The sequence below is a fragment of the Mucilaginibacter sp. GW821-FHT07H05 genome, from assembly GCF_059418485.1.
Window position 1 is genome coordinate 193,053 of sequence record NZ_JBWKPY010000009.1, and the last position, 14,119, is coordinate 207,171.

The 14,119-nt window shown below is 44.9% G+C and carries 16 protein-coding genes; 11 read left to right on the forward strand and 5 right to left on the reverse strand.

Annotated elements, in window-relative coordinates:
• Window positions 1-31 precede the first annotated feature (31 nt).
• The 8 genes from AC07M6_RS22795 to AC07M6_RS22830 all read left to right on the forward strand — a co-directional run bounded on the left by AC07M6_RS22795 (window position 32) and on the right by AC07M6_RS22830 (window position 7,065).
• Window positions 32-388, forward strand: a complete 357-nt coding sequence (locus AC07M6_RS22795; RefSeq protein WP_494893495.1) for a four helix bundle protein — start codon at window positions 32-34, stop codon at window positions 386-388.
• 51 nt (window positions 389-439) lie between these two features.
• Window positions 440-1,627: an argininosuccinate synthase gene (gene argG, locus AC07M6_RS22800; RefSeq protein ID WP_494893496.1), complete on the forward strand. Its 1,188-nt coding sequence runs from the start codon at window positions 440-442 to the stop codon at window positions 1,625-1,627.
• Window positions 1,628-1,667: 40 nt separating this feature from the next.
• Window positions 1,668-2,078: a cupin domain-containing protein gene (locus AC07M6_RS22805; protein ID WP_494893497.1), complete on the forward strand. Its 411-nt coding sequence runs from the start codon at window positions 1,668-1,670 to the stop codon at window positions 2,076-2,078.
• A 31-nt stretch (window positions 2,079-2,109) separates the two neighbouring features.
• A complete protein-coding gene (argC, locus tag AC07M6_RS22810) occupies window positions 2,110-3,201 on the forward strand; it encodes an N-acetyl-gamma-glutamyl-phosphate reductase (RefSeq protein ID WP_494893499.1) in 1,092 nt (363 codons plus the stop codon).
• Between the two features lie 155 nt (window positions 3,202-3,356).
• Window positions 3,357-4,481, forward strand: coding sequence for an aspartate aminotransferase family protein (locus AC07M6_RS22815; protein WP_494893500.1), 1,125 nt, complete (start codon window positions 3,357-3,359; stop codon window positions 4,479-4,481).
• 165 nt (window positions 4,482-4,646) lie between these two features.
• Entirely contained in the window at window positions 4,647-5,594 is a 948-nt protein-coding gene (locus tag AC07M6_RS22820) for a Rossmann-fold NAD(P)-binding domain-containing protein (protein WP_494893501.1), read from the forward strand.
• A gap of 255 nt (window positions 5,595-5,849) precedes the next feature.
• A complete protein-coding gene (locus AC07M6_RS22825) occupies window positions 5,850-6,761 on the forward strand; it encodes a DnaJ C-terminal domain-containing protein (protein ID WP_494893502.1) in 912 nt (303 codons plus the stop codon).
• Between the two features lie 7 nt (window positions 6,762-6,768).
• Complete coding sequence (locus tag AC07M6_RS22830) at window positions 6,769-7,065, forward strand: chaperone modulator CbpM (RefSeq protein ID WP_494893504.1); 297 nt, start codon at window positions 6,769-6,771, stop codon at window positions 7,063-7,065.
• 32 nt (window positions 7,066-7,097) lie between these two features.
• Here AC07M6_RS22830 and AC07M6_RS22835 read toward each other — a convergent pair whose 3' ends face one another.
• Together AC07M6_RS22835 and AC07M6_RS22840 are read right to left on the reverse strand one after the other, a co-directional pair.
• Entirely contained in the window at window positions 7,098-8,765 is a 1,668-nt protein-coding gene (locus AC07M6_RS22835; protein ID WP_494893506.1) for a MutS-related protein, read from the reverse strand.
• A 7-nt stretch (window positions 8,766-8,772) separates the two neighbouring features.
• Complete coding sequence (locus AC07M6_RS22840; protein ID WP_494893508.1) at window positions 8,773-9,564, reverse strand: enoyl-CoA hydratase/isomerase family protein; 792 nt, start codon at window positions 9,562-9,564, stop codon at window positions 8,773-8,775.
• 177 nt (window positions 9,565-9,741) lie between these two features.
• Here AC07M6_RS22840 and AC07M6_RS22845 point away from each other — a divergent pair, with 177 nt between their 5' ends.
• A complete protein-coding gene (locus tag AC07M6_RS22845; RefSeq protein WP_494893510.1) occupies window positions 9,742-10,095 on the forward strand; it encodes a response regulator in 354 nt (117 codons plus the stop codon).
• Here the strand turns inward: AC07M6_RS22845 and AC07M6_RS22850 are convergent.
• A complete protein-coding gene (locus tag AC07M6_RS22850; protein WP_494893512.1) occupies window positions 10,092-10,337 on the reverse strand; it encodes a helix-turn-helix domain-containing protein in 246 nt (81 codons plus the stop codon). The genes AC07M6_RS22845 and AC07M6_RS22850 overlap by 4 nt on opposite strands.
• A gap of 364 nt (window positions 10,338-10,701) precedes the next feature.
• Here AC07M6_RS22850 and AC07M6_RS22855 point away from each other — a divergent pair, with 364 nt between their 5' ends.
• The gene (locus AC07M6_RS22855; RefSeq protein ID WP_494893514.1) at window positions 10,702-11,073 is read left to right on the forward strand and encodes a response regulator transcription factor; all 372 of its coding nucleotides are present in this window, start codon (window positions 10,702-10,704) and stop codon (window positions 11,071-11,073) included.
• A 344-nt stretch (window positions 11,074-11,417) separates the two neighbouring features.
• Window positions 11,418-11,783, forward strand: a complete 366-nt coding sequence (locus AC07M6_RS22860; protein ID WP_494893516.1) for a response regulator — start codon at window positions 11,418-11,420, stop codon at window positions 11,781-11,783.
• A gap of 536 nt (window positions 11,784-12,319) precedes the next feature.
• Here the strand turns inward: AC07M6_RS22860 and AC07M6_RS22865 are convergent.
• Together AC07M6_RS22865 and AC07M6_RS22870 are read right to left on the reverse strand one after the other, a co-directional pair.
• A complete protein-coding gene (locus AC07M6_RS22865) occupies window positions 12,320-13,279 on the reverse strand; it encodes a YpdA family putative bacillithiol disulfide reductase (RefSeq protein WP_494893517.1) in 960 nt (319 codons plus the stop codon).
• Between the two features lie 61 nt (window positions 13,280-13,340).
• The gene (locus AC07M6_RS22870; protein WP_494893519.1) at window positions 13,341-14,117 is read right to left on the reverse strand and encodes an amidohydrolase; all 777 of its coding nucleotides are present in this window, start codon (window positions 14,115-14,117) and stop codon (window positions 13,341-13,343) included.
• Between the last annotated feature and the right edge of the window lie 2 nt (window positions 14,118-14,119).

Genomic DNA, 14,119 nt, shown 5'->3' on the forward strand with positions numbered 1-14,119 from the left:
AAAGCAAAAAGCAGGAAAAGAAACTTAAAAAATGAGAGACTACAGGAAATTAGAAGTATGGAACAAAGCGCACGAATTAAATATGTTTGTGTACACGAACCTGCTTCCCAAATTTCCTAAAAGTGAGCAATATGATATGCTGAGCCAAACCAAGCGGTCGTCCTATTCTATACCTTTAAATATAGTTGAGGGAAGCGGACGATTTACAGAAAAGGATTTTGCCCGTTTTTTAGATATGGCATTAGGTTCGGCGCATGAATTAGAGTATTGTTGCTTGATGTGTAAAGACTTAGCATATATTGACCTGGAACTATTTGAGAAGGTTAATAGATTAATTAACGAAGTTAAGGCCATGTTAATTGGCTTGATTAAAGTTTTACGTAAATAACAAACAGGAAGGTCAAAAAGCTTTTTGCTTTCGGCTTTCCGCTTTTAGCTTATGAAAAAGAAAGTAGTTTTAGCCTATAGTGGCGGCTTAGATACCTCGTTTTGCTGTATTTATTTAACCCGCGATTTGGGTATGGAAGTACACTCGGTAATTGTAAATACCGGTGGCTTTAGCGATGAGGAATTAAAGAAGGTGGAAGAGCGCGCTTACGAAATGGGCGTAACCAGTCACCATGTGGTTGATGAGACTAAAAACTTTTATAATACCTGCGTGCGTTTCCTTATCTACGGTAACGTATTGAAAAATAATACCTATCCGCTATCGGTAAGTGCCGAGCGTGTAAGCCAGGCTACCGCCATTGCTAATTACGCTAAAGAAATTGGTGCCGAATCGGTTGCTCACGGCAGCACCGGCGCCGGTAACGATCAGGTGCGTTTTGATATGATCTTTAATATCCTGGTGCCCGAGGTAAGAATCATTACCCCCATCCGCGATTTGAAACTGAGCCGCGAGGAAGAGATCGAGTATTTGAAAAAGCATGGAGTTGAAATGAACTTCGAAAAAGCCAAATACTCTATCAACAAAGGCATCTGGGGCACATCGGTAGGTGGCAAGGAAACCCTGACATCAAACTTAGGTTTACCCGAGGATGCCTGGCCTACACAGGTTACCGAAACCGGTACCCGCGATATAGAACTGACCTTTGAAAAAGGCGAATTGGTAGCTATTGATGGTACATCGTATGATCACCCTACCAAAGCTATCCAGGCTTTGCAGGCTATCGCCCAGCCTTACGGTATCGGTCGTGATATCCACGTGGGTGATACCATCATCGGTATTAAAGGCCGCGTTGGTTTTGAAGCTGCCGCGCCAATGGTGATCATCAAGGCTCACCATACTTTAGAGAAACACGTGCTGACCAAATGGCAATTAAGCTGGAAAGATCAGTTAGCGTCATTCTACGGTAACTGGCTGCACGAAGGACAGTTTCACGACCCGATTATGCGTAATATCGAAGCGTTCCTGACCGATACGCAGGACAAGGTAAGCGGTAAGGTATTTGTTCAGCTGAACCCGTATAGGTTCCAGGTGGTGGGCATCGAATCGGCACACGACCTGATGAGCAACAAATTTGGCAGCTACGGCGAAATGAATAACGCCTGGAGCGGCGAAGATGTAAAAGGTTTCTCTAAGATCTTCGGTAACCAGGTCATGATCTACCATAAAGTAAACGGCTAACCCCCCTAACCCCCTGAAGGGGGAATACATTGATAAGATAATGAGTGACGAGCATCAAAATAAAATTCACCAGGCATTCTTCTTCAAACAAGGGAATGAGGTTGCTCCCCCTTCAGGGGGCGGGGGGGCTCATTACGAATGGGGTAACGGTTGCCACGGCTGGACTTTTGTAGATACCGATGCCCTATCTATTAAACAGGAACTGATGCCGCCTAATGCTTCGGAAGCATTGCATTATCACGAGAAGGCTACCCAGTTTTTTTACATACTAAAAGGCAGCGCCATTTTTTATATCGATGGCGCTGTGAAAATATTAACCGAACATCAGGGGATAGAAGTATTACCGGGACAGCGGCACCGCATCAGCAACCATAGCGAAGCCGACCTGGAATTTACCCTATACTCGCATCCATCTACCAAACATGATAGGGTTAACGTAGAAGCCCCCTAACCCCCTGAAGGGGGAATTAGTATTCTGTACAATGACTGACACAAATCAAAATATTGCAAATTCTACTCCCCCTCTAGGGGGCCGGGGGGCTGTTAAGGTTGGAATTATTGGCGGCGCGGGTTATACCGGCGGCGAGATGCTGCGCATTTTGGTGAACCATCCTCATGTGGATATCGCTTTTGTAAACAGCAGCAGCAATGCCGGCAATTACATTTACGATGTGCATACCGACCTGCTTGGCGATACCGACCTGAAATTTACCGGCGAATTATCAACTGATGTTGATGTGCTGTTCCTGTGCGTTGGGCATGGCGATGCCAGAAAGTTCTTAGAGGCTAATACTATCCCGGATACGGTTAAGATTATTGATTTAAGCCAGGATTTCCGTTTGAAGTCTAAAGCCCAAAGTCAAAAGTCCGAAGCTGTTCAAACTTTCGACTTAGGACTCGGAACTAAAGACTTCACCTACGGATTGCCGGAATTAAACCGGGACGCCATTAAATCGGCACAAAATGTAGCTAACCCGGGTTGTTTTGCTACTTGTTTGCAATTGGGTTTACTTCCATTAGCCAGTAAGCAACTACTGAACAGTGAAGTGCATATCACCGCCACAACAGGCTCCACAGGGGCGGGGCAAAAACCAACCGGCACCACCCACTTTACCTGGCGGAACGATAACCTTTCGGTTTATAAAGTGTTCGATCACCAGCACTTGAATGAGATCGGCGAATCGATCAACCAGCTACAACCTGGTTTTATTCCCCCTTCAGGGGGCCAGGGGGGGCTTAACTTTGTTCCCTACCGCGGCGATTACACACGAGGCATCATCGCCTCGATATACACAGAAAGCGAGCTGACGGAGCAGGAAGCGCTGCAGCTTTACCAGGACTATTATGCCGGGCACCCGTTCACCCATGTCACCAACCGTGATATTGATCTGAAACAGGTAGTGAATACCAACAAATGCTTTATCCAGGTGAAAAAGCATGGTAATAAGATCTTCATCGTCAGCATAATAGATAACCTGCTGAAAGGCGCATCAGGCCAGGCGGTGCAGAATATGAATTTGATGTTTGACTTTGATGAAACAGCGGGCCTTAAACTCAAAGCTAACGCGTTTTAAATAAAGCCTTGTCATTGCGAGGAACGAAGTAATCGCACACCCAAAGAGCAATCTTGCATAGTTCGCGATTGCTTCGTTCCTCGCAATGACAAGTAGGTTAAACAAGACTTACGAAGTTTTTAAAACTTCGTAAGTCTGCAATTATCACAACAAAAATGAAACTATTCGACGTATATCCAATCAATCATATCAACATCACCAAAGGTGTTGGCAGCTTGGTTTATGATAATAAAGGCCAGGAATATCTTGACCTGTACGGTGGCCATGCCGTAATATCCATTGGCCATACTAACCCGCATTATGTAAAACGGCTGGAAGACCAGCTGCACCAGATCGGGTTTTACTCTAACTCTATCGAGATCCCCCTGCAAACCCAATTAGCCGAAAAACTGGGCCAGGTAAGTGGTAAGGAAGATTACCAGCTATTCCTGTGTAACTCGGGTGCCGAGGCTAACGAGAACGCGCTGAAACTGGCGTCGTTTTACAACGGCCGTAAAAAGGTGATTGCTTTTACAGGTGCTTTCCACGGGCGTACATCACTGGCGGTTTCGGCTACTGATAATCCCAAGATTATTGCCCCGGTAAACGAGACTGATAACGTGATGTTTTTGCCTTTTAACGATGACGTGGCTTTGGAGCAGGCTTTCGCCCAAAATGAAATATCGTCGGTAATTATCGAGGGTATCCAGGGTGTAGGTGGTATCAGGGTGGCATCAGAGAGTTTCCTGAAAAAGATCCGTTCGCTTTGCGATGATCATAACGCCGTGTTTATTGCCGATTCGGTTCAATGCGGTTACGGTCGTTCGGGCAAATTCTTCTCGCACGATTTTGCCGGTGTAGATGCCGATATTTACAGCATGGCCAAAGGTATAGGCAATGGCTTCCCGATGGGGGCTATTATTATATCGCCAAAAATTAAACCTGTATATTACATGCTGGGCACTACCTTTGGCGGTAACCACCTGGCTTGCGCCGCCGGACTTGCTGTGCTGGAAGTAATGGAGCAGGATAACCTGATGCAAAACGCTGCCGAAGTTGGCGGTTATTTGATAAATGAACTGAAAAAGTTTAAACAAGTAAAGGAAGTGCGTGGCCGTGGATTGATGATTGGTATTGAACTGCCTGCCGAGCTAAGTGAGGTGAAGAAGAACCTGTTGTTTAAGCACCATATCTTTACCGGCGAGGCCAAGCCAAACGTGATCCGTTTGCTGCCCGCGCTTAATTTAACAAAAGCTTACGCCGATCGGTTTTTAGAGGCGTTTGCGAAAGAGGTAAACTAAAGCCCCCCGGCCCCCTGAAGGGGGAGTAGGAATGGGGCATTGTATAATAAAAAGGTTGTCATTTCGAACGTAGTGAGAAATCTTATACGTGCGATAAGTAAGGACGTAGAAGATTTCTCATCGTACCTCGTTCGAAATGACATGCTGTTTAATAAAGGGGCTACTATGAAACTATTTTTTTCTGTTAACGACGTTACCAATATCGATGCATTAGTTGCTGAAGCTTTGCAGCTAAAGGCCGATCCTTATGCTTTTCAGCATTTGGGTAAAAACAAGACTTTGGTGTTGGTTTTCCTTAACCCCAGCTTGCGTACACGTTTAAGTACTCAAAAAGCTGCTATGAATTTGGGTATGGATGTAATGGTGCTGAACATCGACAAAGAAGGCTGGGCGCTGGAACTGCGTGATAACGTCATCATGAACGGTACCACTGTGGAGCATATCCGCGAAGCGGCAGGCGTAATGGGCGAGTATGCCGATATTATCGGCCTGCGTTCGTTCCCGAGTTTGAAGGATCGTGAAGAGGACTATAGCGAGATGATCTTTAACAAATTTGTGAAGTTTTGCGGCAAACCGGTAGTAAGTTTAGAGTCAGCTACCCGCCACCCGCTGCAAAGTCTGGCCGATTTGGTGACCATAACGGAATTAAAAACCCGTCCGCGCCCTAAAGTGGTGCTAACCTGGGCGCCGCACGTAAAGCCGCTGCCGCAAGCCGTACCCAACTCCTTTGCCGAGTGGATGTGCAAGGCTGATGTTGATTTTACCATCGCGCATCCGGCCGGATACGAGCTATCTGAAGCATTTACCCAGGGCGCTACCATCACCCACAACCAGCAGGAAGCCCTGGCCGATGCTGATTTTGTGTATGTAAAAAACTGGTCGGCCTATGAGCCATACGGACAGATGCCCCCTGTTAACGAAGACTGGCTGCTCACCAACGACAGTCTTAAAAACACCAACAGCGCCAAGGTAATGCATTGCTTACCCGTACGCCGCAACCTGGAACTGAGCGACGAGATTTTAGACGGGCCGCATTCCATAGTAGTGCACGAAGCAGGTAACCGTGTTTGGGCAGCGCAGGCGGTATTGAAGCAAATGCTGGAGGCGATATAAGTAATTATGCCAGTTCAAGCGTCCACGCTTGAACTTATTCCGAATTAAGCGTCCACGCTTAATTTAAAGAACTTTAAAACGTGAGCGTGGACGCTCACATGGGCTTACGATCAAGCGTGGACGCTTGATTGGGCTTAACATCACATTTTAATATGACCAGGCTCTTGAAAAAGGGCTTTTTTTATGCTTTATATTTGAGTGAATAAAACTTAGCTGCTTTTAAGCGGTTGATATCATATTACAACCTATACAAACATGGCATTTATTGATTATTATAAAATTTTAGGTGTAGATAAAAAGGCGGATGATAAGGCCATTAAAGCAGCTTACCGTAAGCTGGCACGCAAACTGCACCCCGACCTGAACCCTAACGACCCCAATGCCGGCAAAAAATTCCAGGAACTGAATGAAGCGAACGAGGTTTTAAGCGACCCCGAGAAACGCAAGAAATACGACCAGTATGGCGAGAACTGGCAGCATGCCGATCAGTATGAGCAGGCCCGGCAGCAGCAACGATCATCGTACGGCAGCCCTGGTGGTGGTTACCAGTCGGGCGGGTTTGAGGGTTTTGGCGGCGATACCGATTTCTCCGAATTTTTTAATTCCATGTTTGGCGGCGCGGCTGCCGGTGGAGGCGGCGGTCGCCAGGGCGTTTATCGCGGTCAGGATTTTAACGCCGAACTGCAATTAAGTCTGCGTGATATTGCCGAGACCCACAAACGTACGCTCACCGTTAATGGTAAGCAGATCCGTATGACCATACCCGCCGGTGTAGAGAACGGGCAGACAATAAAGATTGCCGGTCACGGCGGCCCGGGGCGCAATAATGGCCCCGCCGGCGATCTGTACATTACCTTTGTTATCCCTAACGATCCGGATTTTAAGCGCAGCGGGTTCGATCTGCACCGCACCATAAAAGTAGACCTGTATACCGCGGTGCTGGGCGGCGAGATCACGGCTGATACGCTCACCGGCAAAGTGAAACTTAAACTAAAGCCCGAGACCCAGCAAGGTACCAAAGTAAAGCTGAAAGGTAAAGGCCTGCCGGTATATAAGAAAGCCGATCAGTTTGGCGATTTGTACCTGACCTATGATATCCAGGTACCGCAAAACCTGACCGATAAACAACGCGAATTATTTGAAGAACTGGCTAAAACCAATAAATAACAAAGCCATGGCAACAAAAAAATTAATCCCTGCCGATGATGTGTGTATTCATCATCAATTAGAAGCAACCTTTATACGCGATCTGGAACACGAGGGACTGATCAAAGTAAGCGTGGTTGATAAAAAGACCTTTATCCCGGCAGCTGAATTACCGAGGCTGGAAAAAATGATCCACCTGTATCGTGATCTGGAGATCAACGTGGCGGGTATAGCCTCTATTGACCATCTGCTGAATAAAGTGGATGGCTTGCACAATGAGTTATGGCTGTTAAGAAATAGACTGAGGATGTATGAAGAACTGTAAAATGTAGTTTTTTACCTCTTCCGATATAAAAATCATATTTGGTATTTCTTCCGCAGTTGTTCGCTTACCTGGCCGGCATCATCAACCACACTTTGGGGATAGCCCATGGCTTGCAGTATGGCAATGCCGTTTTTGTTTTTTAGCAAACCCGGTTTCATGCGATAATCAAATACCAATCGGGCGCCATCTGTTACCAATTCTTCAAACGAGTAGGTGGTGTATCCGCCGCCCAGTAGTTCGGCTAATTCCAAATCGTGGGTAGAAACAAATACAAAATGGCCATTGGCGCTTAAGTAAGCCAATACTGCCTTTGCGGCGGCTATCCGCTCGATAGTATTTGTGCCACGGAAAATCTCATCAATTAGCACTAAACTCTTAGCAGGCTTATCAGCATCGCATTGTTTCAGGATATTCAGTACAGATAACGCTTCGGCCTGAAAATAGCTTTTGTGTTCTTCCATATCATCGCTAATGCGGATGCTGGTATGGAGGTTAAGCCAGGGCGCGGTATAGTTTTCGCTGCAACTTGTAAATAGGGTTTGTGCCAGTAAGGCGTTAATGGCTATACTACGGATAAAAGTAGTTTTGCCCGACATGTTAGAACCAGTTATCAGAACGCCACAATCCGCATAAGTAGTAATGGAATTAGGCACGCAGCCCTCTACTAATGGGTGGTAGAGGTTGCTTACAGATAGCTGGTTTTCGGCTGTAAATACAGGTTTGCTGTAAAAGGGCAGCCCCTCCCTTAACGATCGGATACTGATTATAAAATCGATATGGGCCACATAGTCAAACACCAGGCGAATGCTTTGGTTATATTTGTTCACCAGGTTAATGGAACTGATAAACATCAGCGATTCTATTAATAACAGGGTTTTGACCAATTCAAACACGGCATAAAGTAAATCGGTAGGGTCTCTGACAGCGGCGTTAATGCTCACATAGTTTAATGATCGTTTTAGCTTTGCAGCATCGGCAATGGCGCTATTGGTTTGCTCATCGGGCGCAGTACCTGCCTGTTTCTTAAACCATCTGGCTATGTTAATAAGTTTAACCAGTTGGGGCAGAGTATGGGTGTATTGTAATACCTTTTTCTTTGTAGCGTAATGGATTGCAAAATTAGCGATCACCATAGCCAGCAGGGCAAAAAAGTAAAGCTGACTGTGGGTGGCAATCATCAGCACAAAAAGTGCGATAATGGTGATACCCGAAACCCGGATATAAAAGGTGACAGGCGAACTAAACAGTGATGCTTGCTGCTTAAACAATTGGGGCAGGTAATAGGCATTGCTGTTGTTAAGGCCAGCCAATTTTAGTTCGTATGTTTCCAGCAAGTTACGGTTGGCAGGGAGGGCGTTAATCTGTTCGTCAATAGCATTTAATTGTTTCGGTGCCGATGCTTTGGTAATGAGTTGATGATATAGATACTGTTGGCCCGGTTTAGAGTTTGTGCGGTCTATATAACTAAAAACATTTTCCAGGTCAAGGTCGGCTACGGTTGTTGCTGATAGTTTTGGTATATCCGCATCGGCATTTGTGTAAAGTGATATCTGTTGAAAATAGCGCTGACCAGGCATAGGCTTAGCCCACTTTTCGCGAATTTCGGCTATGCTATCCCGCTCTTTTTTGCGGTTATTTATGTAGCCAAGTAGTATCAGTAAGGCAATGGTAAAGGGTATAATGATCAATACATATATCATAACCAGCCTATCTTTTCCCGCCTAAAAAACCATTTAAAGCCTGCTGGGTAAAATCGGATAATACCAACTCGCCGCTAATGGCAGCGCGTTTGGCTAATAGTTCGTCCCAGTTTTCGGTACCCTCCCACATAATTTGTTTAAGGCCCTCCAACGCACCGGGATGGTACAATGCCAGCTTTTGTGCAAGGGCCTCAACAGCGCCATCCAATGCCGGGATATCGGGGTAAACTTCGTTAAACAAACCTTTGTCCATTGCCCATTGTGCCGGCTGGAAATCGGTAGCGCGAATGGTTAATTGCGAAAATGCCGGCAGGCCTATTTTGCGGGTTACCACAGGCGATATCACAAAGGGGCCAATCCCAATAGCCAATTCGCTTAGTTTAACGGACGCCGCAGCGGTAGCCAGACAATAATCCGCGGCAGCGGCCAGTCCCACACCGCCGCCAACAGCTTTGCCCTGTATACGGGCAATAATGATTTTGCCGCATTTGCGGCAGGCATTAATAACGTTGGCAAAGCCCATAAAAAAACTGGTGCCGCTTTGCTTGTCTTTTAATTGCAACAGCTCATCAAAACTGGCCCCGGCGCAAAAGGTGCGGTCGCCGGCGCTTTTTAAAACAATAACACGGGTTGCAGCGCTTTGCCCGGCTTGTACAACCGCATGAGTTAGCTCGGCAAGCAAAGCCGAGGGCAGTGAGTTTTGCGCCGGATGGAAAAAGGTGATCACGGTAATGCCCTGATCATCTGTTACCGAATTAACATAACCGTTTGCCGTATCGCTCATATACCTGTATATCATTGTTCCCGGCTAATATCAGCACATTATAGGGTAAGTGCAACATTACCGGACAGAATTACTTGTAACTTAAATTAAACCTTGTGGTTTTAAATAATAAGAAAATTTTGAAATATAATTTGAATGATTATATTTGATTAGCACATCGCCTATTAACTAATAATATAATTCCATCCAAAAATGAAAATCGTGGTAATTGAAGATAATCCGGATATAGTGGATGTGGTGGATTATATTTTAAGTGGTAACGGGCACGAAATGATATCCTGTAAGGATGGGAGTATTGCCGCTAAACTGGATAATATAAACCCCGATCTGGTATTTATCGACGAATATCTGCCTGTAAAACGGGGCAGTGACATTTGCAAACATATTAAGGCAAACCCAAGGCTAAAACATTTGCCCGTCATACTCATCTCAACCATACCTCACCTCGAAAAGATAGCTACCCAAAGCGGTGCCGATGCCTATCTGGAAAAACCTTTTGAATTAAACGACCTGATTGCACTTACCAACCGTTTTGCAAAGGCTTAATCGTTTGGCAGGTTAGGTATTTTAAGCAGCTCGTTAGGGTCAATATCCAAAGCCTTGCCCAGTGCGGCAATGGTGGTTAACTTGGCATTAACCCGGCCATTTTCAATACGGTATATTTGCGAAAGTTCCATATCGGCCAGTTTTGCCAGCTTATCCATGGATAGCTTTCTTTGCAAGCGCAGTTTTTTAAGATTTTTGCCAAAAACTTTGACAACTTCCTTTTCCGGTAATAGGAAAAACATAAAAGGTATAATTTTTAGGTGATGTACTTTTTTGGCAAGCAAATATACATTTACCACCAAAAAATTACTTAACAAACGGCTTTTTTAGTTATAAATTTTACAAAAGCTGAAATAAATTTAAAAAAGTATTTTTTTGTCTGATATGGGGCCGTGTTATACCATCAACGGGTATTTGTTTTTGAGTTATAAAGCCTGTAAAGTGTGTTGTCTATAGATCAAACCGTGTTTAAAAAAGCCAAAACTTAATTAATAAGGAGGCTTATTGAGCAATTATCTATGAAATATAATTATTTTATAGTGTATATTAATACAACACAATAGTTTATGACAAATTTGGCATACCTATTGCAATAGATCTACCATAATGGAAAACGACAAAAAGATATTAGTGGTGGATGATGACCGGGCTATCCTGGAGATGCTTGAAGAGGTGCTTTCCTATTACGGCTACCGGGTAAGTACGCTATCAAGGGGCGACAAGATTTTTGACCGCATTAATGAGTATCATCCCGACCTGATATTGATGGATATTATGCTGGCCGGTATGGATGGCCGGATGATTTGCCGGGCCATTAAATCAATCGAGAGTGTATCGGATATTCCTGTTATTTTGATATCAGCTACAGAGATGGGCACATCATGCCTTAACAAAGAAGGCGCCCCTGATGATTTTGTACAGAAACCTTTTGATCTGTCTTTCCTTATGGAAAAAATTGAGCACCAACTGGCAGCTTAATTCAAATCCCTCCATCTTCAATAATCGCTTGCAGGCAAGCAATAAGTGCGTTTTATAAGCTGTACTCCGTATCATCTGTTGGTAATATTCTTGTTATGACAACTCGTTAAAGCGGTTGCATTATCGAGCCTTTTTTAAATATTTCATCTAAATAGGGAAATTTATTTATTATAAATTAAATAATTAAATTAATTAATTAAAACCAACTTGTTGGTTAATTAAATTTTAGTTATCATTGTATCACAATACGTAATTGTTGACGTTATGATAACGAAGACAATATTTCCAGATGCTGCACAGATTTTACTTTGACCATTCACAATTTGCCCGATAGCTTGCAACCGATGTTAAAACGTATTTTAGTACTGGATGATAACCAGGATATATTGGAAATGGTGAACGAAGTTTTAGCCTATGAAAACTTTGATGTGCATGCTATATCCGACAGTAAGGGCGTTATTACTGTAGCCGAAGAATACAACCCCGATTTGGTTATTTTAGATTACCGGCTTAACAACGCCAATGGCGGTGAAATATGCCTTGAGCTAAAATCGCATCCACAATTAAAAGATACCCCGGTCATTATTTTTTCGGCCTATATTAACCTGAGCGTTGATTTTAGTAGCTATAAGTGCGACGCGGTGATCTCTAAACCTTTCGATCTGTCGCAACTGATAGAAACGGTGAACGGATTGATCAGTAAATCATAAAGGTCTAAGTCATGCCGAACTTGTTTCGGCAACCCACTTGTAAATTTCTGTATGATGGGGTGCTGAAACAAGTTCAGCATGACGTGTTTGTTTTTGCTTCCCGACAGCAAATAAGCTTCCGGGCGAAAGCGGGCAGAACAGTGGTGGCCTGTGCGGTGGGAGGGCATCAGCGTTTTGCAGAAGCAGGGACAGGTGCGGGCGACAGCGGGGCAAATAAGCGTAGCCGTGGTTCTGCCCGGTTTGCAGGGCAAAGGCCACGTGCGGCAGAGGGAGCATTTTTGCTGTCTTGATTTTTTGTTACTTTTTCATCAAGGAAAAAGTAATAGGCCCCTGCGGCTATGAGCAGACTGATGGTAATTATGCACAACCCGTATAGCTACGAGATTGCCGCGTCGCCCCATTTCACATTCTCCTCCGCTCCTCGCAATGACAATTCTTTGAAAGTCCAGGCGGGATTTCATGTTGTGCTTACTATCTCATAAAAGATCTTTGCGCCCTTTGTGGTTCCCCTCTGTGCCCTTTGTGGTTAAAAAAACTTACCTCTTCTTCAAAATATCATCCACAATCATGTCCGCATGCACGCGTGAGTTTTCAATAAACCATAAATGCGTATCCATGCCGCCGCAAACTACACCGGCCAGGTAAACACCTTTTAGGTTGGTTTGCATGGTATCGGGGTTATAGTGGGGGATAAACTTTTGATCCTGGGATAAAGTGATCCCCAAACTGTGCAGGAATTTAAAGTTAGGTTTATAGCCGGTCATAGCCATTACAAAATCATTAGGGATAGTTACAGTGCCGTCGGGCGTTTTAATATCTACCTCATGCTCGCGTACGGCGGTCAGGCCCGAATTAAAATAAACTTTAATGCTGCCTTCTTTAATCCGGTTAAGGATATCGGGCCGCACCCAATACTTTACCCGCTTGCTAATTTCATCGCCGCGCACTACCAAGGTAACTTCGGCGCTCTTGCGCCAGGTTTCCAATGCCACATCAATAGCCGAATTGCTTGATCCTACTACCGCTACCTTTTGCAGCGCGTAATAATGCGGGTCCTGGTAATAATGCTTCACTTTAGGTAAATCCTCGCCGGGGATATCCAGCGTAACCGGGATATCATAAAAACCGGTTGAAACAATAACGTTTTTAGCCTGGTAAGTGGTTTTGGAAGTGGTAATGGTATAATGGCGGCCTTCGTGCTGCATCTTAATTACTTCCTCAAATAAATTTACCGGTAAATGATAGGAGAAAGCCACCCTGCGATAATACTCTAAAGCTTCGGTGCGCGTAGGGCGTTTGTTAACGGTTACAAAAGGCACATTGCCAATTTCCAGCTTTTCGGAAGTTGAAAAGAAGGTCATGGTAGAGGGGTAATGATACAGCGAGTTTGCCAGGCAGCCTTTCTCAACAATTACAAAGCTTAATCCTGCTTTTTGAGCGGCCAGCCCGCAAGCCAGGCCAATGGGGCCACCGCCAATAATCAATATATCCAGCATATTAAGCAAAGGTAATAAAAAGCCAGCGCCGCCCGGATAGCCAGACTGATATTTCGGGGCCTTACAAAATCTTAAACTTATCCGCATCCTTTAAAAAAGGCATGGCGCGGCGCACACGTTCCAGTTCGTCGTGGTGAATGGTAAAGGTGTATACATCTTCCTCGTCGCGTTTGTAGTAAACCACATCGGCGTTGGGGCTGATACAGGTGCTATCGCCCGAGTGGTAGATCTCGTTACCATCGTGGCCAACCCGGTTAACGCCTATTACATAGCTTTGGTTCTCTACGGCGCGGGCCGGGATAAGGGTACGCCAGTGCAGGGCGCGCTTTTCGGGCCAGTTGGCTACTATGATCAGCAGATCATAAGCTTCGTCTACATTGCGCAGCCAAACGGGGAAACGCAAATCGTAGCAGATCACCGGACAAATCTTCCAGCCATTCAGTTCAACTATCAGCTTTTTGGTACCTGCCGTATAAGTTAAATGCTCCTTACCCATGGCAAACAAGTGGCGCTTATCATAGTATTGATGGCTGCCGTTGGGGCTCATCCATATCAACCGGTTGTAAAATTTGCCGTCTTCTTTAATAATCAGGCTGCCGGTAACCGTACAATTATACTTTACGGCAATATCCCGCATCCATTGCATGGTTTTGCCTTCCATGGTTTCGGCCAGGCGTTCAACATTCATGGTGAAACCTGTATTAAACATTTCGGGCAGAATGATCAGGTCGGTTTTTTCGCGTATACTTCCCAGCCGCAGCGTAATGTTCTGCAGGTTTTTATCAATATTTTCCCAGAAAAGGTATCCCTGAAAAGTGGTAATCTTTAAGTTATCCATCG

What these genes read in the sequence shown, in the direction of transcription:
- AC07M6_RS22795 (WP_494893495.1), top strand. Translation starts at nt 32, where the DNA reads ATGAGAGACTACAGGAAATTAGAAGTATGGAACAAAGCGCACGAATTA.
- argG (WP_494893496.1), top strand. Translation starts at nt 440, where the DNA reads ATGAAAAAGAAAGTAGTTTTAGCCTATAGTGGCGGCTTAGATACCTCG.
- AC07M6_RS22805 (WP_494893497.1), top strand. Translation starts at nt 1,668, where the DNA reads ATGAGTGACGAGCATCAAAATAAAATTCACCAGGCATTCTTCTTCAAA.
- argC (WP_494893499.1), top strand. Translation starts at nt 2,110, where the DNA reads ATGACTGACACAAATCAAAATATTGCAAATTCTACTCCCCCTCTAGGG.
- AC07M6_RS22815 (WP_494893500.1), top strand. Translation starts at nt 3,357, where the DNA reads ATGAAACTATTCGACGTATATCCAATCAATCATATCAACATCACCAAA.
- AC07M6_RS22820 (WP_494893501.1), top strand. Translation starts at nt 4,647, where the DNA reads ATGAAACTATTTTTTTCTGTTAACGACGTTACCAATATCGATGCATTA.
- AC07M6_RS22825 (WP_494893502.1), top strand. Translation starts at nt 5,850, where the DNA reads ATGGCATTTATTGATTATTATAAAATTTTAGGTGTAGATAAAAAGGCG.
- AC07M6_RS22830 (WP_494893504.1), top strand. Translation starts at nt 6,769, where the DNA reads ATGGCAACAAAAAAATTAATCCCTGCCGATGATGTGTGTATTCATCAT.
- AC07M6_RS22835 (WP_494893506.1), bottom strand. Translation starts at nt 8,765, where the DNA reads ATGATATATGTATTGATCATTATACCCTTTACCATTGCCTTACTGATA.
- AC07M6_RS22840 (WP_494893508.1), bottom strand. Translation starts at nt 9,564, where the DNA reads ATGATATACAGGTATATGAGCGATACGGCAAACGGTTATGTTAATTCG.
- AC07M6_RS22845 (WP_494893510.1), top strand. Translation starts at nt 9,742, where the DNA reads ATGAAAATCGTGGTAATTGAAGATAATCCGGATATAGTGGATGTGGTG.
- AC07M6_RS22850 (WP_494893512.1), bottom strand. Translation starts at nt 10,337, where the DNA reads ATGTTTTTCCTATTACCGGAAAAGGAAGTTGTCAAAGTTTTTGGCAAA.
- AC07M6_RS22855 (WP_494893514.1), top strand. Translation starts at nt 10,702, where the DNA reads ATGGAAAACGACAAAAAGATATTAGTGGTGGATGATGACCGGGCTATC.
- AC07M6_RS22860 (WP_494893516.1), top strand. Translation starts at nt 11,418, where the DNA reads ATGTTAAAACGTATTTTAGTACTGGATGATAACCAGGATATATTGGAA.
- AC07M6_RS22865 (WP_494893517.1), bottom strand. Translation starts at nt 13,279, where the DNA reads ATGCTGGATATATTGATTATTGGCGGTGGCCCCATTGGCCTGGCTTGC.
- AC07M6_RS22870 (WP_494893519.1), bottom strand. Translation starts at nt 14,117, where the DNA reads ATGGATAACTTAAAGATTACCACTTTTCAGGGATACCTTTTCTGGGAA.